Origin of the sequence: Mesonia ostreae (genome assembly GCF_031845265.1) — a bacterium.
In the GTDB taxonomy this organism is placed as follows: Bacteria; Bacteroidota; Bacteroidia; order Flavobacteriales; family Flavobacteriaceae; genus Mesonia; species Mesonia ostreae.
Window position 1 is genome coordinate 76,342 of record NZ_JAVRBG010000003.1, and the last position, 17,684, is coordinate 94,025.

At 34.1% G+C, this 17,684-nt stretch carries 19 protein-coding genes; 7 read left to right on the forward strand and 12 right to left on the reverse strand.

Translation table 11 applies throughout. From position 1 onward, the window contains the following. Positions 1 to 31 precede the first annotated feature (31 nt). Positions 32 to 541, forward strand: a complete 510-nt coding sequence (locus RLT85_RS03905) for an N-acetylmuramoyl-L-alanine amidase family protein (protein WP_311400929.1) — start codon at positions 32 to 34, stop codon at positions 539 to 541. A gap of 73 nt (positions 542 to 614) precedes the next feature. Here RLT85_RS03905 and RLT85_RS03910 read toward each other — a convergent pair whose 3' ends face one another. The 4 genes from RLT85_RS03910 to RLT85_RS03925 all read right to left on the reverse strand — a co-directional run bounded on the left by RLT85_RS03910 (position 615) and on the right by RLT85_RS03925 (position 4,824). Beyond that, on the reverse strand, positions 615 to 1,055 hold the full coding sequence (locus tag RLT85_RS03910; protein WP_311400722.1) for a DUF4168 domain-containing protein: 441 nt from the start codon (positions 1,053 to 1,055) through the stop codon (positions 615 to 617). 195 nt (positions 1,056 to 1,250) lie between these two features. Further along, on the reverse strand, positions 1,251 to 2,792 hold the full coding sequence (locus tag RLT85_RS03915; protein WP_311400723.1) for an acyl-CoA carboxylase subunit beta: 1,542 nt from the start codon (positions 2,790 to 2,792) through the stop codon (positions 1,251 to 1,253). A 24-nt stretch (positions 2,793 to 2,816) separates the two neighbouring features. Then, positions 2,817 to 4,259: an acetyl-CoA carboxylase biotin carboxylase subunit gene (gene accC / locus RLT85_RS03920; RefSeq protein ID WP_311400724.1), complete on the reverse strand. Its 1,443-nt coding sequence runs from the start codon at positions 4,257 to 4,259 to the stop codon at positions 2,817 to 2,819. A gap of 79 nt (positions 4,260 to 4,338) precedes the next feature. Then, the gene (locus tag RLT85_RS03925; protein WP_311400725.1) at positions 4,339 to 4,824 is read right to left on the reverse strand and encodes an acyl-CoA carboxylase biotin carboxyl carrier protein subunit; all 486 of its coding nucleotides are present in this window, start codon (positions 4,822 to 4,824) and stop codon (positions 4,339 to 4,341) included. Positions 4,825 to 5,148: 324 nt separating this feature from the next. Between RLT85_RS03925 and RLT85_RS03930 the strand changes: the two genes are divergently transcribed. Then, on the forward strand, positions 5,149 to 5,571 hold the full coding sequence (locus RLT85_RS03930; RefSeq protein ID WP_311400726.1) for a PepSY-like domain-containing protein: 423 nt from the start codon (positions 5,149 to 5,151) through the stop codon (positions 5,569 to 5,571). Positions 5,572 to 5,648: 77 nt separating this feature from the next. Here RLT85_RS03930 and rplI read toward each other — a convergent pair whose 3' ends face one another. From rplI to rpsF, 3 genes are read right to left on the reverse strand one after another with little or no spacing between them, the layout of a single operon-like run. Next, the gene (gene rplI / locus RLT85_RS03935) at positions 5,649 to 6,098 is read right to left on the reverse strand and encodes a 50S ribosomal protein L9 (protein ID WP_311400727.1); all 450 of its coding nucleotides are present in this window, start codon (positions 6,096 to 6,098) and stop codon (positions 5,649 to 5,651) included. 12 nt (positions 6,099 to 6,110) lie between these two features. After that, positions 6,111 to 6,407 (reverse strand): 30S ribosomal protein S18, encoded by a 297-nt coding sequence (gene rpsR / locus RLT85_RS03940; protein ID WP_308864187.1) that lies wholly within the window; start codon positions 6,405 to 6,407, stop codon positions 6,111 to 6,113. A gap of 3 nt (positions 6,408 to 6,410) precedes the next feature. Next, a complete protein-coding gene (gene rpsF / locus RLT85_RS03945) occupies positions 6,411 to 6,749 on the reverse strand; it encodes a 30S ribosomal protein S6 (RefSeq protein ID WP_311400728.1) in 339 nt (112 codons plus the stop codon). A gap of 601 nt (positions 6,750 to 7,350) precedes the next feature. On the opposite strand from rpsF, the gene RLT85_RS03950 reads away from it, so the two are divergent. Beyond that, positions 7,351 to 8,073, forward strand: a complete 723-nt coding sequence (locus tag RLT85_RS03950) for a LytR/AlgR family response regulator transcription factor (RefSeq protein WP_311400729.1) — start codon at positions 7,351 to 7,353, stop codon at positions 8,071 to 8,073. Here RLT85_RS03950 and priA read toward each other — a convergent pair. The 5 genes from priA to nadC form a co-directional block, all read right to left on the reverse strand. Then, a complete protein-coding gene (gene priA, locus RLT85_RS03955; protein WP_311400730.1) occupies positions 8,070 to 10,520 on the reverse strand; it encodes a replication restart helicase PriA in 2,451 nt (816 codons plus the stop codon). The genes RLT85_RS03950 and priA overlap by 4 nt on opposite strands. A 316-nt stretch (positions 10,521 to 10,836) precedes the next feature. After that, entirely contained in the window at positions 10,837 to 11,268 is a 432-nt protein-coding gene (locus RLT85_RS03960) for a DUF2147 domain-containing protein (RefSeq protein ID WP_311400731.1), read from the reverse strand. Positions 11,269 to 11,306: 38 nt separating this feature from the next. Then, positions 11,307 to 11,870, reverse strand: a complete 564-nt coding sequence (locus RLT85_RS03965) for a chalcone isomerase family protein (protein ID WP_311400732.1) — start codon at positions 11,868 to 11,870, stop codon at positions 11,307 to 11,309. A 23-nt stretch (positions 11,871 to 11,893) separates the two neighbouring features. After that, the gene (locus tag RLT85_RS03970; protein ID WP_311400733.1) at positions 11,894 to 12,823 is read right to left on the reverse strand and encodes a YihY/virulence factor BrkB family protein; all 930 of its coding nucleotides are present in this window, start codon (positions 12,821 to 12,823) and stop codon (positions 11,894 to 11,896) included. Further along, on the reverse strand, positions 12,824 to 13,684 hold the full coding sequence (gene nadC, locus RLT85_RS03975; RefSeq protein ID WP_311400734.1) for a carboxylating nicotinate-nucleotide diphosphorylase: 861 nt from the start codon (positions 13,682 to 13,684) through the stop codon (positions 12,824 to 12,826). Between the two features lie 46 nt (positions 13,685 to 13,730). On the opposite strand from nadC, the gene RLT85_RS03980 reads away from it, so the two are divergent. The 4 genes from RLT85_RS03980 (at position 13,731) to RLT85_RS03995 (ending at position 17,682) form a co-directional block, all read left to right on the forward strand. Then, entirely contained in the window at positions 13,731 to 14,621 is an 891-nt protein-coding gene (locus RLT85_RS03980) for a hypothetical protein (protein ID WP_311400735.1), read from the forward strand. Positions 14,622 to 14,653: 32 nt separating this feature from the next. Further along, positions 14,654 to 15,127, forward strand: coding sequence for a 23S rRNA (pseudouridine(1915)-N(3))-methyltransferase RlmH (gene rlmH / locus RLT85_RS03985; RefSeq protein ID WP_311400736.1), 474 nt, complete (start codon positions 14,654 to 14,656; stop codon positions 15,125 to 15,127). 101 nt (positions 15,128 to 15,228) lie between these two features. Next, positions 15,229 to 15,801, forward strand: coding sequence for a non-canonical purine NTP diphosphatase (locus RLT85_RS03990; RefSeq protein ID WP_311400737.1), 573 nt, complete (start codon positions 15,229 to 15,231; stop codon positions 15,799 to 15,801). Positions 15,802 to 15,876: 75 nt separating this feature from the next. Beyond that, positions 15,877 to 17,682, forward strand: a complete 1,806-nt coding sequence (locus RLT85_RS03995; protein WP_311400738.1) for a DEAD/DEAH box helicase — start codon at positions 15,877 to 15,879, stop codon at positions 17,680 to 17,682. Positions 17,683 to 17,684: the final 2 nt, after the last annotated feature.

The following is a 17,684-nucleotide window of genomic DNA, read 5'->3' on the forward strand; positions in this document are numbered from 1 at the left end:
CAGCGCTCAGCAAAATCAGAAAACCATTGTAATCGATGCCGGTCACGGAGGAAAAGATCCTGGAAATACACAAGAAGGCTTACTTGAAAAAGACTTAACCTTTCAACTTTCAAAAAGCCTACGAAAAGCAGCTGAGGAAAAAGGCTATCAAGTAATTTTGCTACGTGAGAGCAATGAGTTTATAGGCTTAAACGACCGAATAGAAAAGATAAATGAAATTCAGCCTCATCTAGTATTAAGTTTGCACGCTAACGCTGCACATAATACTAGTAAAAAAGGAATTGAGATTTATTTTGCTGAAGGTGAAGACTTAAATGAAACCAATTCAAACTTCATTTCTAAACTGACTTATAATTTCACCAGCAAAACAATATTTAAAGAAGTAAACATAAAAACGGCTAATTTTAAAATTTTAAGAGAAAGCAATCATCCTGCAATTATGGTAGAATTTGGATTTATGTCCAATCCTGAAGATCTAGCCTATATAAAAAGTAAGAAAGGACAACAAGAAATTGCAAAAGCCTTAGCCGCAAGTTTATAATTTTCTAGAATTTAATCCATAAAAAAAAGCATCAGAAAAAATCTGATGCTTTTTTATACACTTAAAGCATATACTACCCTTTAGTTTCTTGCTTCATCATCATAGCTTGAAGTTTTTGTTGTAATGCTTGATCTGACTGAAGAGCTGCTCCAATCTCTTGATAACGATCTAAAGTTAATCCGTTATCTGAAATTAATTTAGCCATATCTTCTTGCAGTTTTGGCTGCATTTTTTCAATTTCTGCCATAACTTTCTTGTAACTAGACATTTCTTCTTTGGTTGCCTCTACTTTCGCCTCTGGATTAACAGATGCTTGTTGAATAGTTTGAAAGCGATTTAATTCAAGACCCTCTTTTTGGATCATCTCCATCATGTCTTGTTGCACTTCTTGGTTTTCCATTTGCACTGCTTTATAGGCATCTGCAAATTTATTTAATTCGGCATCACTTACTTCTGTTTGTGCAAAGGTTGCTGCACTAAAAATTAAAGTCAATGCAAGGATGAAATTTTTCATGTGATTTAAATTTAACGTTAATATTTTTTAGGTTTTATTTAAAGGCTCAATACTAAGCATAAATATCATTCTGACCCAAAAATAGGTACTCAAAGCCCTTTTTTTTACATAGTCTTAACAAAACAATAGCAAATTTTAATACTTACACCTTTATATTACTTATAAAACAACTATAATACCAAAACCCCTACTCTTCTATAAAGGTATATTTCCGTGTTTACGTTTAGGTCTTAATACCTCTTTATGTTCTAGCATACTAAAAGCTTTTAGAAGCTTTCTTCTAGTATCTCTTGGCATAATTACTTCATCAATGAATCCGCGTTTCGCTGCTTCAAAAGGATTAGCAAACAATTCGGCATATTCCGCTTCTTTTTCTGCTAATTTCTTTTCAGAATCATCAGCTTCTTTAATTTCTTTTCTAAAAATAATCTCACTAGCTCCTTTTGCCCCCATTACCGCAATTTCGGCCGTAGGCCAAGCAAAATTTAAGTCGGCTCCAATGTGTTTAGAATTCATCACATCATAAGCACCTCCGTAAGCTTTACGTGTAATCACGGTTACTTTTGGCACCGTTGCTTCACTTAAAGCATAAAGTAATTTTGCCCCGTGTAAAATAATTCCATTCCACTCTTGGTCTGTTCCTGGTAAGAACCCCGGTACGTCTACCAATACTAAAAGCGGAATATTAAAACAATCGCAATAGCGGGTAAATCGAGCGGCTTTTTTAGAAGAGTCTACGTCTAACACTCCTGCCAAACTCATAGGTTGATTGGCTACAATCCCAATACTTCTTCCGCCTAAGCGCGCAAAACCAACAATTATATTCTCAGCATAGTCTTTATGGATTTCATAAAAAGTGTCTTTGTCAATAATCCCTTCAATCACCTCATGCATATCATAAGGCTTATTAGAGCTGTCTGGAATTAAATCATCCAGCTTTTCTCTAAGTTCATCTCCCAATTCATAAGGCAATTTAGCCGGCTTTTCCTTATTACTTTGCGGCATATAACTAATCAATTTCTTGATGTCTTCCAAGCAAGCAATGTCATTGAAAGAGGTAATATGCGTAACTCCAGATTTGGTGGAGTGCGTACTTGCACCTCCCAATTCTTCTGAAGTTACTTCTTCATTGGTCACTGTTTTTACCACATTGGGTCCTGTGACAAACATATAGCTGGTATCCTGAACCATTAAAGTAAAATCTGTCATTGCCGGAGAATATACTGCTCCCCCAGCACAAGGTCCCATAATGGCTGAAATCTGCGGAATTACTCCAGATGCTTTTACATTGCGATGAAAAATATCTGCATAACCACCTAAAGAACGTACTCCTTCTTGAATACGTGCTCCGCCAGAATCGTTTAATCCAATCATAGGAGCGCCTACTTTTACGGCAAGATCCATTACTTTACAAATCTTTTCGGCGTGAGTTTCTGATAAAGCTCCGCCAAAAACAGTAAAATCTTGTGCAAAAATGTACACCAGTTTTCCGTGGATGGTTCCGTAGCCAGTAATTACTCCGTCTCCATAAAATTGTTGTTTCTCCATGCCAAAATCGGTAGTTCGGTGCGTTACCAAAATCCCGATTTCTTCAAAAGAACCATCATCCAACAAATAATCTACACGCTCTCTTGCGGTAAGTTTTTTCTTATCGTGTTGTTTAGCGATGCGTTTCTCTCCTCCTCCTAAATGCGCTAAAGCAATTTTTTCGTTTAGTTTTTCTATATTTTTACTCATAGTATTCTTCTCTTTTCAACTAAATTATGCGTTGGGTAATCTTACTTGCTGCTGATCTTTTATATATTGCTTTAAAGCGATAAGCGCAGCCAATTTTGCTTCTTTTTCGGTTTGCTCTTCCAATTTTTCTGGAGAATAATAATTTTTCACAAAGTGCGTATCAAAATCTCCCGATCTAAAAGCTTCGTGTTCCATTACAAATTTTCCAAAAGGCAAGGTTGTCATCACGCCCTCTACTTCATAATCACCAATCGCTTCAATCATCAGCTGTATCGCTTCTTCTCTAGTTTTTCCATAGGTAATAAGTTTAGCCAACATAGGATCGTAATAAATAGGCACATCCATACCTTCTTCAAAACCATTGTCTACTCGTATATTTTCTCCCTTAGGAAGTCTGTATCGCTCTAAAGTTCCTACACTAGGTAAGAAATTGTCTAGAGGATTTTCTGCATATACCCGAAGCTCAATCGCATGGCCGTTGATATGAATATCTTTCTGTTCAAAAGCTAGAGTTTCTCCTCTAGCCACACGAATTTGCTGTTCTACCAAATCGATTCCTGTGATAAATTCAGTTACAGGATGTTCTACCTGCAAACGTGTATTCATCTCTAAAAAGTAAAAATTCTTTTGTTCGTCTAATAAAAACTCTACCGTTCCGGCACCCACATAATCACAGGCTTTGGCCACTTTTACAGCGGCTTCTCCCATTTTTTCACGAATCTCTGACGTTAATACCACAGACGGAGCTTCTTCAATTACCTTTTGATGACGTCGCTGTACGCTACATTCTCGCTCCATTAGATGAATCACATTTCCATGGGTATCGGCTAAAATCTGAATTTCGATATGACGTGGAGAGCCCACATATTTCTCTATAAATACAGAACCATCGCCAAAAGCAGAAACCGCTTCACTAATCGCTCTTTTCATCTGGTCTTCTAACTCAGATTCTTCTTCTACCACGCGCATTCCTTTTCCTCCACCTCCAGCAGAAGCTTTAATAAGAATAGGAAATCCAATCTCCATTGCAATTTTCTTTGCTTTTTCAGGGTCGGTGATGGCTTCATCAATTCCAGGAACCATTGGAATATCATAGGCTTTAACCGCTTCTTTTGCAGCTAACTTACTTCCCATGACTTTAATCGCTTTAGATTTAGGGCCTATAAAGATGATGTTGTTTTTTTCAACCTCTTCCGCGAAAGCGGCATTCTCACTTAAAAATCCGTAGCCTGGATGAATGGCATCCACATTTAAGTCTTTAGCGACTTTGATAATGGTTTCGGTTTTTAGGTAAGATTCATTGGAAGGCGCCGGACCTATACAAACGGCTTCATCGGCGAATTTAACGTGAGGAGAATTTCTATCGGCTTCAGAGAAAACCGCTACGGTCTTAATTCCCATTTGCTGTGCCGTTTGCATAACGCGAATGGCGATTTCTCCTCTATTGGCTACTAATATTTTTTTCATAATAATTTTTTATGTGTAGAAATAGGCTGTTTGTCTCGTGCTTATAATTCTAAATTAAATTCAGAATAACCGCAAACAACTATTCCATTTCAATAAGCAATTGATTTTTCTCTACGGTTTCTCCTTTGGTTACAGAAACAGACTTCACCACCCCGTCTCGCGGCGCGGTTAAGGTGTTTTCCATTTTCATAGCTTCCAGCACCAATAAGTAATCCCCTTCTTTAAACTCATCGCCTACCTTTACGTTGACTTCTAAAATAAGTCCCGGCATAGGCGCTTTAATGTCGTTTACCATTTGTAGCGAACCTAAAGAAAGCCCCATTTCTTCAATAAGTACATCTAACTCATTAGCAATCGCTATATCGTAGGTATTGCCGTTAATTTTCACTTGGTAGTTTCTATTAAAAAAGTCTTGATTGGTCACTTCAGCGTTGAAAGAAGTATGATTGTGAAGTACGTGATATGTAGTGGAAGATAAGGTTTTGACATCTAAGGATTCAATCTCTGATTGTGTTACATCGTAATCGAAGGTGTCGTTTACCTTCACATGATATTTTTGCATCATCTTATATTTTCTTTTTGTGGAAAGTAAAGATAAAAAATCTTTTACTCTAAAAGAAAATCAGTTCATTTAAAAAATCTACAGCAACTCCAGTATTTTCTTAGCTCTTTTAAGATAAAAGCATAGATAAGCTAGTCTTTTAAAATTTTACCCCTCATTGAATTGAAAATTTTAAAGCTTCCGCGGAAGCGAACTAGTTAGTTTTTTAAGAGCACGTGTAATTTACAAAGTCTTAACACTTGATGTTAAGCCTAATACAATTCACAAAAAGTTTATACTTTAAAAATAAGTACTCTTTATATTTGATTGAACGAAAAAAACAAAACCATGAAAAAGATATTATTTATAGCAGCAGTAGCCTTTTTAGGAATTACAAGTTCTTTTGCTCAAGAAGGGATGGATAAACTTCCTGCTAACGTGCAAGAGCTTATTAAAACCAATTATGCCAACCTACAAATTAAAAAAATAAAGGTAGATGAGGGCGATATGGATGAACGATATAAAGTGAAGTTTGAAAATGGAACACAATTGGACTTCAATTCTATGGGAGAAATAAATGAGATTGATGGGGAAGAACGTATTCCAGATGCTTTAATTCCACAAAAAATAAAAAATTACCTAGCGACAAAATATAAAGGAGAATATGCTACAGAGTGGGAATATGAAAATAACGTTCACGAAGTAGAATTATCTAACGGAACAGAATTAGAGTTTACCGACAAAGGTGAAATTTTAGAACGTAAAGAGTAATTTTCATTAAAACATAAATCAAAAAAAAACCGCTTTTAAATTAAAAGCGGTTTTTAAATTATAAGAAGAAAAGCGAATTATGCTTCTCCTATCACATCAAAAGTTAAGGTAGAAATCACTTCTCTATGGAAGCGAAGTTTTGCCTCATACTGTCCCAATCTCTTGATGTTCCCACCAAGAACTGAGATGTATTTTTTATCGATGTCTATACCTTCTTTACTTAAAGCTTCGCTAAGATCTGCTGTGGTAATACTACCAAACATTTTGTCTCCAGCACCAGCTTTTGCAGTAAGTTTAAGCTCTAAACCGTTAAGTTTTTCTTCTTGCTTCTTAGCTTCATCAATATGCTTTTGTTCTTTGTAAGCACGTTGCTTTATAGTCTCTGCCAATACTTTCTTTGCAGAAGGTGTCGCCAGCTCAGCGTGTCCTTGTGGGATTAAATAATTTCTTCCGTAACCGTTTTTAACGTTTACCAAATCATTAGCAAATCCTAATTTCTCTACGTCTCTTTTTAAAATCAATTCCATGATGTCGTTTTTTTATTTTAATAAATCACCAACGTATGGCATTAATGCTAAATGACGAGCTCTTTTTACCGCTACAGCAGTTTTTCTTTGGTACTTTAAAGAAGTTCCTGTTAATCTACGAGGTAAAAGTTTACCTTGCTCATTTACAAATGCCATTAAAAAATCTGGATCTTTGTAATCGATATACTTAATTCCTGATCTTTTAAAACGACAGTATTTTTTCGCCTTAGACGTTTCAATATTAAGCGGAGTTAAATATCTAATTTCTCCGTCTTTCTTTCCTTTTGCTTGTTGCTCTATAGATGACATAACTTACGCTTTTTCTTTGTTTCTCTTCACTCTTTTCTCTGCCCAAGCGACTGCATGTTTGTCTAGTTTTACAGTAAGGTAACGCATCATACGCTCTTCTCTTCTAAACAATAATTCTAGAGGCTCAATCACCTCTCCGTCAACCTGAAATTCAAATAGATTGTAAAATCCACTTTTTTTGTGCTGAATTGGGTACGCTAATTTTTTTAGCCCCCAATTTTCTTTGTTGACCATCTTGGCTCCTTTAGAAATAAGAAAATCTTCGTATTTCTTAACTGTCTCCTTTACCTGCTCATCAGATAAAACGGGATTCAAGATGAAAACAGTTTCATAATGATTCATAAATAGTTTATTTAAATTTGAGTGCAAAAGTAATTCTTTTTTTCAATTCTAACAATACAAAGCAGCTTTTTGTTTGGTATTTTGCATACTTCATTGCATTAGATGTGTTTTGTAAAAATGAATTACTTATTAATCTATGCAATACTTGTCTTTAAGTTAGTGAGAATAATCGTGAACAGTTCTATACAATTAATTTCAACGGAAGCCTTTTCCATAAACCTATCCGTTATCCTTTAGTACCTTCAAATGATTTCAGATAACTTTTACTAAAGTTTATACCAAAGCGATAGGAATATATTATACATGCTTTTTTTAAGATTTTTAAATTTAATGTACTAATGGTTTCTATAATTTTAATTAAAAAAGACACTCATCTTTAAAGTTACATAATTATCCTATTCCAGGTACTTCTAAAAAATTCTCTACAGAAAGACAAAAATCTAGATATTCTTCTCATAAAGGCGATTAAAAAATAAATAAATTAACATTATAGTTTAAATTAGCTAAATATGTCTTACCTTTTATCCAAATTATATACCTTAACAAGAAATAAGTTACTATTTTTAGACCCCCAAAGTTATCATGCATAGAAACAGAACGAATGATGAAAGAAATTAAGTTAAAATGTATAGTGGTAGATGACTCTAGCATACAAAGGTTATCTATTATTAAACTAGTCAATGACCATCCTAATTTAGAACTTGTAGGAGATTTTAATAATGGTCTAAAAACTAAGGAAGTCCTTCAAAAAGAAGCTGTAGATTTAATTCTTTTAGACATTGAAATGCCTATTTTGTCTGGTTTTGATCTATTAGATAAACTACAGGTTAAACCTGAGATTATTTTTGTAACGGGTAAAACGCAATATGCATTTCAAGCATTTGACTATGAAGCCGTGGATTATCTTCAGAAACCTGTAGATAAGAAAAGATTTAATGTAGCAATTAAAAAGGCTCTAGACATACATTTACTAAAGAATGAAAAAGCCTATTCGGAAGATCAAAATTATATCTTTATAAAAAGTAATCTTAAGAAATATAAATTATTTTTGAAAGAGGTGAAGTATATACAAGCCTTTGGCGACTACGTTAAAGTTTTTACAGATGATCAAGTATATACTGTTCTTTCTACCATGAAAGGTTTTGAAAAAAAATTACCAGAGGACCAATTCATGCGGGTTCATAAGTCTTACACTATTAACTTATTTAGAGTGAAGCATTATGATGCAAAAACCATTTGGGTAGACGATTTCCAAATGCCAATTAGTCGCAACCGAAAGAAAAAACTAGAAAGTGTATTGTCTGGAATTAGTGCCTCTAATTAATAGGGATCTACATTTATTATCATTCGCGTTTTTTTAAAGCTTCCTATGGAGTCATAGGTTTTTTGTACTTTCTCTATAAACTCTTTTGTTTTTGAGATGGAATGTTCTGGAGGAATTTTAATTATAATATTCTTATAATACTCGTTCCTAATTCTTGCAATAGGAGGAAATTCTGGTCCTAGAACATTTTCTTTAAGTCCTTGAACCAAACCTTTTGAAAACCACGAGGAGGCTTCATTCACTCCATTAAAATCTTTTCCTTTAAAGGTTAATTTAATCAATCTATACAAGGGAGGGTATTTGTAGTTATGACGCTCCTGCAATTGTTCATTATACATTTCTTCATAGCTATTGGTGGTGACTTGCTGCAAAATTTGATGATTGGGATTGTAGCTTTGAATAAGCACTTTTCCTCGCTGCTGAGTTCTTCCTGCTCTTCCTGCCACTTGTACTAACATATGAAAACTTCGCTCATGGGCTCTAAAATCTGGAAAATTGAGAAGACTATCTGCATTCATAATCCCCACCAAATCTACATTTCTAAAATCTAATCCCTTACTCAACATTTGTGTTCCTATTAGAACATCTATTTCTTGCTGATCAAAAGCAGTGATAATTTTTTCATAACCGTGTTTTCCTCGCGTAGTATCTAAATCCATTCTTCCTATTTTTTGATCTGGAAATAGAGATTTTAATTCGGTTTCAATTTGTTCTGTTCCAAAACCTTTAGTGCTTATTTCGGTACTTTTACACGCTATACATTGCAACTGCATCGCCATATGATAACCGCAATAATGACAACGCAAAGTGTTATTTTGTTTGTGGTAGGTAAGACTCACGTCACAATTAGGACATTGCGGAGAGTAACCACAAGTATTACATTCTAATATGGGCGAAAAACCTCTTCGATTTTGAAAAAGAATTACTTGTTTTCCTTCCGATAAGGTAGTTTTCATTTCCGCTAAAAGCGTATCAGAAAAATGACCTTTCATCAATTTTCGCTTGTATTTATCTTTAATATCTACCAATTGAATTTCTGGTGGAAGCACATTTCCATATCTTCTGTCTAAAGTCACTAAACCATATTTATGATGTTGCGCATTAAAATAACTCTCTAAACTAGGTGTGGCAGATCCCAACAATAAATTGGCTTTGGTTAAATTTGCTAAAACCACTGATGCATCTCTTGCCTGGTATCTAGGTGCAGGATCATATTGCTTAAATGTGGTTTCGTGCGATTCATCGACAATTATAAGTCCCAGTTTTTGAAAAGGTAAAAAAATAGCAGATCTGGCACCTATCACTATTTTTCCCCTGGTTTCTTCCAAAATGTGCTTGTACACCTCTACTCTTTCGTTTAAAGAATATTTACTATGAAATACCAAGACATCATCCCCAAAATATTTTTGTAATCTAGAAATAAGCTGTGTGGTTAAAGCTATTTCAGGTAACAAATACAAAACTTGTTTTCCTTTAGCAATGCTATCTTTTATAAGCTGAATATATATTTCGGTTTTACCGGAAGAAGTGATTCCGTGTAATAAAGTAACTTTATTCTCTTCAAAATGTTCGTTTATTTCTGCGTAAGCTTGTTTTTGATATGCATTAAAGTTAATCTGAAATTTTTCAATTTCTTTCTGCTGATCTGTTCTATCTTCTTGTAGATAATATTCTTCTAAAATTTCTTTATCTACGAGACTCTTTATTACAGAAGCTGAAGCGTTACTTTCTTTACTGAGTTGTTTTACGCTGATAGGTTTTTTAGATTTTGCCCGAAGCGAAAACCACATGAGCACCACACTACTCTGCTTGGGTGCTCTGCTTAAGTTTTCTAAAAGAGCTTGTAACTCTTTTTCGTTCTCATAATTTTCGGCTAATTTTATGTAGCGTATTAACTTGGGTTTATACTGCTTATACAATTCCTGACTCACAATGATCACTTCTTTTACGACTAACTGTTGTAACAAGTTAAGCACATTTTTCTTTCCTAAAAGCTGACTTAGCTCTTTTATCTTAATCACCGATTGTCGCTGTAAGGCTTCATATACCAAGTATTCTTCATCGGTTAAAGTATCCTCATCGACACTTGTCTTATTATTTAACTCTACTACAGTTTCGCTTTCTAATAAAAAAGCACTAGGCAAAGCTGCTTTTAAAACATCGCCTTCGGTACACATATAATAAGAAGAAATCCACTTCCAGAACTTTAATTGAATTGCAGTTACAATAGGCTGTTCATCCAGCATCTGCTCTATTAACTTTGCTTTGTAAACCTTTGGAGCTTCATGATGCATATGTGCTACAATCCCCGTATATACTTTTCTTTTACCAAAGGGCACCGCCACCCGCATTCCAACTTGTAAAACTGCCGCATCCTCTTCTAAGACTTGATACGTAAACCTAGTAGGAATAGGTAAGGGTAAAATTATATCTGCAAAATGATTCATTTAATTCAAAAGTTTAATAGTTTATGAGACCTGAAATAAAAAAACCTACGATAATACATTTAGTATATCGCAGGAGTTACTAGTTTTGTACTTGTTTTTAATCGTTTCTGATTAAGATACTTGAGCGCTAATAACTATAAGAAGATCGAAAAAAATTAACTATCTAAAAAAACGAGTTTCCAGTATTAATAACATTCCTCTATTCTAATAGGAAAAGTAGCTTCAAATATACAAATACTTCGCTTCTTATTTCTGGTAGAAATTAGAAGCGTTTTCTAACATTTTAATCCGAAGTAATTTATCGATGTTTAATATTTTATTCTAATAATCTGCGCCATTTCATAGTTTTATAGAATATGCCAATATAACCCCGTACATTTAAGACATTGGGATTGTCTTCCTCTATCCAGATTTTAGATTTATACACTTTTCCATCATCGGGATTTAAAACGGTACCATTTACATATTCGTTTTGTTCTTTTTCAAAATCCTTTAATAAAACTAATCCTAAAATTCTTTTATCTTTATTTTCTCCTTCACAATTCAAACAAAGATTATCAACTTTACTTTTATCCATTATCTCTATTAATTTTCCATTTACTTTCCCTTCATCTTCGTAAATATTTATAATAGATCGTACTTCTCCTGTTTCTTCGTCTTTCATTACTTTCCATTTTCCCAAAACCGATTGACTAACCGTAACCTGAGAAAACACTAAAAAAGTAAGTGTGAGAAATAAGTATTTCATAATAGATTTTCTTTTTAGAGTTTGTGTTGTTCGAATTACTATTTACCTAACATATTTTCTTTTAAATCATCATCTGCAGGATTTTTGGAAAGCCAAATGCCAAACAATGCTTTTTTAAAGTCCATTCCTTCGATAACACCTTTCTCGATTCCGTTTTTATAAGAAATTACTCCTTTACCCGGCTGGTAGGTAATATCAAAAACATCCCCCTTTTTAATTTCTTCCTTAAAAAAACTAATAAATTGATCTATTCTAGTTTGAATCGCAGCTAAATCTCCGTGCGTAGAGTTTTCGAAACCCTCTTCTACAGCGCTAACCATTTTGCTGCTACTCACCAATCTAGAGACAATTTGCAACTTGACAGCCATCGCTTCATCTTTCTCTATAATTTCTTTAGCGTTAGAAGATTCCGCTTTAAGATACAAGCCAGCAACATACAAATCTATCCAAAGTTTAGATCTTGTTCCTGCTCCATTTAAGCTTAATGTGTGTTCGCCGAAAGTTTCAGAAGTAGGAATTTTCACTCCTCCAACTTCCTTAGTTTGCGCTGTTGATAAGTTGACGGCGAAAACTACTGTAAAAATTAAGACTATCTTATTCATCTCTAAAATTTTTAAATTGTGCTTTAAGATATTGTTTTTTTTGTTTTTAATCTATAAATGGAAGCATTTAATTCAAATCCTAGTAGTAAAATATTGGAATTGATCCATATATAAAGCATTAAAATCAGCAATGCGCCAATAGAACCATAAAGCTCATTATAGCTACTAAAGTTTACGATGTAGATTTTAAACAAAAAAGTAGTTATCAAAATTAGTACCATCGTGAAGAAAGCACCTATAGAAAAATATTTAGACTGTCTTCCTTCTTTGGTTCCGAAGTAGTACAAAATAGCTACAGCATTATAAATAATAAGCACCAACACCAGATATCTACCTAGTTGAGCCCACATTAAATTCTCTGGAAATACGCCCATCGCTTCTAAATTATCAATAATATACGTGAGATAAAATACTAGAATTACAGCCGCTAATAGCATAATTGCTATAATTAGAGAAACTCCTAAGGCTACAAAATACTGTTTTATTATAGAACGATTAATGTGGGTATGGTAAGAAAATTCGAAGCCTGTAAAAATAGCATTAATGCCATTGGTCATTAAAAAAATAGACAATACAAATACAAAAGAAAGTAGTCCTGCTCTTGGCGTATTAAAGATATCTGCAAAGATTTCATTAAAAAAACCAGAGGTTTGCGGGGGCAAAAAATCATCTATAAATGCCAACAATTTTAAATGAAAATCATCTATAAACCACACAAAAGGAATTAAGTTTAAAATAAACAGCAAAAAAGGAAAAATAGCCATAAAAAAACTAAATGCTATCGAGCTTGCTCGCGTAGAAAAAGTCCCCTTTACAATTCCTACCGTGTAAATCTCACCTAAATCATAAAGGCTCAATCCTTCTAAGCCAGGAAGAATAATAGCTTTGCTTTTATCTTCTAGCCAATTTAAAATAGATTTTATTTTTCCTTCTTTTGCTACCTCTTTTGGCATTTACTCAACTGCTTTTAAACTTAAATCTAAATTGGAAACCGAATGCGTTAATGCCCCACTAGAAATATAATCTACTCCACATTCAGCATAATTTCTAATAGTATCTAAAGTGATTCCGCCACTAGATTCTGTTTGGCATTGATCTCCTATCATATTTACGGCTTTCTTGGTATCTTCATAATTAAAATTATCAATTAAGATACGGTGTACTCCCTTTGTTTTTAGAATTTCTTGTATTTCAGTTAAATTTCTTGCTTCTACAATAATCTTCAAATCTAAGTTTTTCTCTTTTAAATACTGCTGCGTTTTCTCAATAGCCTGCGTAATTCCACCACAAAAATCGATGTGATTATCTTTAAGCATTACCATATCGTACAGCGCAAAACGATGGTTTTCTCCTCCCCCAATTTTTACTGCCATTTTTTCTATGGCCCGAATTCCTGGTGTAGTTTTACGGGTATCTAAGACTTTAGCTTTCGTATGACTAATCTTATCTGCAAATTCTTTTGTTTTAGTGGCAATAGCACTCATGCGCTGCATCGCATTTAAAACCAAACGTTCGGCTTTTAAGATAGATCGGCTTTTTCCTGAAACGTAAAAAACAATATCTCCGTATTTTATAGAATCTCCTTCGTTCTTTAAAGTTTCTATTTTTAAGTCTTTATCGATGTACTGAAAAACTTTTTTAGCAAACTCTATTCCTGCGATAATACCTTCATCTTTTACTAAAAGTTTCGCTTTTCCTGTCGCCGAAGCAGGTATGCATGCCAATGAGCTGTGATCTCCATCTCCCACATCTTCTCTAATGGCATTTTCAATTATAATTTGCACTTCTTTTTCTAACTGTTCTTGACTAATCATTTTTTATCTATTTTAGCAGTACTAAAATATAGTAAATAATAGACTTATGTATACACAGGCACTCAAAATCGCTGCAATTATCGCAATTTTGTTTTTTTCAGGTTTCGCAAGTGCTCAAAGCTATGTGTTTTTAGATGAAGACGGAAAAGAGGTTTCTGCAGAAGCATTTGGTGAAAAGTGTGATTCTAATCTGCTATTTAATTGTACAGTTATTAAGCAAACTAAAAAACTTGTAGTTGCGCAAATACGTTTTAAGCAAAAATTTGGCAAGATAAGTACCCAAGAAATGGATCAAGTAAGGAAATTACTTCGAAAAGACAGCGGCAGAGAATTGGAAAAGGAGAAAACTTTACTTATTAGTTACTATGATTCTTTAGCCGATTTTAAAGCTTCCAAAAAGATGCACGACTCTTTAGAGAAAAAGTTTATCGACCAATATAAAAACAATGCGGATCAATACAAAAAGGATTACAAAAGTGAGAAAGTAGAGTATTTTATAGATTTTAGTAGAGAAATATTTGATGATAAAATAAAAGACTTCGTTAAAGATAAAAATAGATGTAAAAAGAAATTTGAAAAAAGATTTAATGTAAATGTGCTTTTTATGCATGCCGATAATGTGGTTAAAGAAAAGCAATACTCCAACTTTGATTGGATCCAAGACCGCGGCGTCATCAATACTGTATTTATTAAAAACGACTTGCAAAATCCTTTTATTTCAAAAAAAGTTCGGTTTTTAGTTATTAAACCGGACGGAGAGTATTTTATATCTAACAACCATTTTAACGAAAATACCAAAATTTTAAAAAAATTACTTAAGAATAAAGATTGGAGTGACTACAAAGAAGATTATAAAAAATCTCTTTACGGAAATATAATGGGCGAAGGTTTATTTAAGCGGAAACCTAAACGTTCTCATGAGCGACATTGTTTTTAATTCCTTTTTCATCATTCAAAACCCTATTTCTAATGCAAATAAAACTAATCGCTGTTGGCAAAACCGATGATTCTTCCTTACAAGAACTCATCAATACTTATGTAAAAAGGCTTTCTCATTACTGTAATTTTAGTCTAGAAATCATCCCAGATTTAAAAAAAACGAAGAATATGGACGAGAGTCTTCAAAAGTCTAAAGAAGGAGCATTGATTCTAAAACACGTAAATCCTTCAGATTTGTTGATACTTTTAGATGAAAAAGGAAAAAGTTTTACTTCGGAAGAGTTTTCAGAAGAAATTCAGAAAAAATTAAATACCGGAATGAAGCAACTCCTCTTTGTAATTGGCGGACCTTATGGCTTTTCTCCCGAAGTCTACCAACGTGCCAATCAAAAAATAGCACTTTCTAAAATGACATTCTCTCATCAAATCATACGTTTATTTTTTACCGAACAATTGTACCGCGCTTTTACAATCTTAAAAAACGAACCTTATCATCATAGGTAGTTTTTAGTCTTGGGTCTTTAGTCTTTGAAATTATAATTTTTACTTTAATTTTTAGTTTTTAACTTTTCACTTTCAATTTTTTACTTTTAATTTAACAACCTATGAGACTTGTTTTTGCCACGCATAACCCTAACAAAATTAGGGAGATTAAACAACTGCTTCCAGACCACATATACTTACTTTCTTTAAATGATATTGGTTGTGATGAGGATATAGAAGAAACCGCAGATAGCATTGATGGCAATGCCATTATTAAAGCAAAATATGTAACCGAAAAATATGGGTATAATTGCTTTGCAGACGACACTGGGCTCGAAGTAAATGCCTTAAACGGAGAACCCGGAGTATTTTCTGCTCGTTATGCTGGGGAAGATAAAAATAACGATGCCAATATCGCGAAACTTCTTAAAAATTTAGAGAACAAATTAGACAGAAGCGCTAGATTTAAAACCGTTATCGCCCTTTCTTTAAATGAACATGAAACGCTCTTTACTGGCATTTGCGAAGGAGCAATCACCAAAGAGAAAAGAGGAAATAAAGGTTTTGGCTACGATCCCGTGTTTTTACCAAAAAATAAAAGCAAAACTTTTGCCGAAATGAACCCGCAAGAAAAAAACGAAATAAGTCATCGTGCGAGAGCTTTTAGTCAGCTAGTCAGTTATTTATCAGAATAAGGAAGCCGATAAAAAAATACGTTTTATAACATAAGCTACTTAGGAATGTTTACCTTTGCAGCTTATTTATTTTATATGAACAAATTTGAACAATTAGGGCTTAACGCCGAAATCGTAAATGCAGTAAGTGATATGGGGTTTGAAGCTCCAAGCGAAGTACAAGAAAAAGCGATTCCAATTTTATTACAAGAGGAAACCGATTTGGTTGCCCTTGCACAGACCGGAACAGGGAAAACAGCAGCTTTTGGTTTTCCGCTACTCCAAAAAATTAACGCCGATAGCAAACACACACAGGGATTAATTCTTTCCCCTACAAGAGAATTATGTTTACAAATTACCAACGAAATACAAAATTACGCCAAATATATTAAGGGACTTAAAACGGTAGCTATTTATGGGGGTTCTAGTATTTCAGATCAAGCGAGAGCGATAAAAAAAGGAGCTCAAGTGATTGTGGCAACGCCCGGAAGAATGAAAGATATGGTTAGTCGTGGGATGATAGACATCTCTAAAATTGACTACTGTATTCTTGATGAAGCAGATGAAATGTTGAACATGGGATTCTATGAAGACATTACAGATATTTTATCCCATACTCCAAAAGATAAAAAAACTTGGCTTTTTAGCGCAACGATGCCCAAAGAGGTATCTACCATCGCAAAGAAGTTTATGAAGAATCCCGTTGAAATAACGGTAGGCACCAAAAACGAAGGAACCAAAAATGTTTCTCATGAATACTATGTAGTAGCAGGTAGAGATCGTTACAATGGTTTAAAACGTTTAGCCGATTCTAATCCAGATATCTTTTCTGTGATTTTTTGTAGAACCAAAAGAGATACGCAAAAGGTAGCCGAACGTTTAATTGAAGATGGATACAATGCAGCTGCTATTCACGGAGATCTAAGTCAGAATCAACGAGATTTAGTGATGAAAAGCTTCCGTTCTCGTCAAATCCAAATGTTGGTCGCTACAGATGTTGCTGCCCGCGGAATTGATGTAGATGATATTACCCACGTAATCAATTACCAACTCCCAGATGAAATAGAAACCTACACCCACCGAAGCGGAAGAACTGGTCGTGCTGGAAAAAGCGGAGTTTCTATGGTGATTGTGACCAAGAGTGAAATGCGTAAAATTAAAAGTATTGAGCGCATCATTAAACAGTCTTTTGAAAGAAAAGATATTCCTAGCGGAGAGGAAATTTGCCAGGTGCAACTATTTCACTTAGCTAAAAGCATAAAAAATACAGAGATTAATCACGAGATTGATAGTTACTTGCCTCAAATTGAAGAGCTTTTTAAAGATTTCAGTAAAGAAGAGGTGATTAAGAAAGTATTTTCTGTAGAGTTTACACGTTTCTTTAATTACTATAAAAATGCTTCTAAACTTAACAGTCCTGCTGCCAATCATAATGATTATAGAGAAGGTGAAGATAGTGGAGAAAGCACGCGTTACTTTATAAATGTTGGTGCTAAAGATGATTTTGATTGGATGTCTTTAAAAGACTTCTTAAAAGAAAATTTAGAATTAGACAGAGAAGGTGTTTCTCGTGTAGATGTAAAAGATAGCTTCTCTTTCTTTAATACAGATACGACAGAGAAAGATAAAGTTTTGGCTTACTTTGAGAATTTTGAGCACGACGGCAGACAAATTAATGTTGAGGTGACCAAAGATAAAGGTGGCAATAAAGATCGCAAAAAACGCGGCGGTGGCGGCGGTTTCCGTAAAGGAGGCGGCAGCAAAAGAAGCGGCGGTGGCGGTTTCAATAAGAGCAACGATTCTGGCTCTAGAGGAGGTTTTTCTAGACGAAGCGGCGAATCTTCTGGAAAACGTAAGTCAAATATCAAAAGTTCGGTAAGCCGAAGAAGAAACAAAAAATAAGT

What these genes read in the sequence shown, in the direction of transcription:
- RLT85_RS03910 (WP_311400722.1), bottom strand. Translation starts at nt 1,055, where the DNA reads ATGAAAAATTTCATCCTTGCATTGACTTTAATTTTTAGTGCAGCAACC.
- RLT85_RS03915 (WP_311400723.1), bottom strand. Translation starts at nt 2,792, where the DNA reads ATGAGTAAAAATATAGAAAAACTAAACGAAAAAATTGCTTTAGCGCAT.
- accC (WP_311400724.1), bottom strand. Translation starts at nt 4,259, where the DNA reads ATGAAAAAAATATTAGTAGCCAATAGAGGAGAAATCGCCATTCGCGTT.
- RLT85_RS03925 (WP_311400725.1), bottom strand. Translation starts at nt 4,824, where the DNA reads ATGATGCAAAAATATCATGTGAAGGTAAACGACACCTTCGATTACGAT.
- RLT85_RS03930 (WP_311400726.1), top strand. Translation starts at nt 5,149, where the DNA reads ATGAAAAAGATATTATTTATAGCAGCAGTAGCCTTTTTAGGAATTACA.
- rplI (WP_311400727.1), bottom strand. Translation starts at nt 6,098, where the DNA reads ATGGAATTGATTTTAAAAAGAGACGTAGAGAAATTAGGATTTGCTAAT.
- rpsR (WP_308864187.1), bottom strand. Translation starts at nt 6,407, where the DNA reads ATGTCATCTATAGAGCAACAAGCAAAAGGAAAGAAAGACGGAGAAATT.
- rpsF (WP_311400728.1), bottom strand. Translation starts at nt 6,749, where the DNA reads ATGAATCATTATGAAACTGTTTTCATCTTGAATCCCGTTTTATCTGAT.
- RLT85_RS03950 (WP_311400729.1), top strand. Translation starts at nt 7,351, where the DNA reads ATGATGAAAGAAATTAAGTTAAAATGTATAGTGGTAGATGACTCTAGC.
- priA (WP_311400730.1), bottom strand. Translation starts at nt 10,520, where the DNA reads ATGAATCATTTTGCAGATATAATTTTACCCTTACCTATTCCTACTAGG.
- RLT85_RS03960 (WP_311400731.1), bottom strand. Translation starts at nt 11,268, where the DNA reads ATGAAATACTTATTTCTCACACTTACTTTTTTAGTGTTTTCTCAGGTT.
- RLT85_RS03965 (WP_311400732.1), bottom strand. Translation starts at nt 11,870, where the DNA reads ATGAATAAGATAGTCTTAATTTTTACAGTAGTTTTCGCCGTCAACTTA.
- RLT85_RS03970 (WP_311400733.1), bottom strand. Translation starts at nt 12,823, where the DNA reads ATGCCAAAAGAGGTAGCAAAAGAAGGAAAAATAAAATCTATTTTAAAT.
- nadC (WP_311400734.1), bottom strand. Translation starts at nt 13,684, where the DNA reads ATGATTAGTCAAGAACAGTTAGAAAAAGAAGTGCAAATTATAATTGAA.
- RLT85_RS03980 (WP_311400735.1), top strand. Translation starts at nt 13,731, where the DNA reads ATGTATACACAGGCACTCAAAATCGCTGCAATTATCGCAATTTTGTTT.
- rlmH (WP_311400736.1), top strand. Translation starts at nt 14,654, where the DNA reads ATGCAAATAAAACTAATCGCTGTTGGCAAAACCGATGATTCTTCCTTA.
- RLT85_RS03990 (WP_311400737.1), top strand. Translation starts at nt 15,229, where the DNA reads ATGAGACTTGTTTTTGCCACGCATAACCCTAACAAAATTAGGGAGATT.
- RLT85_RS03995 (WP_311400738.1), top strand. Translation starts at nt 15,877, where the DNA reads ATGAACAAATTTGAACAATTAGGGCTTAACGCCGAAATCGTAAATGCA.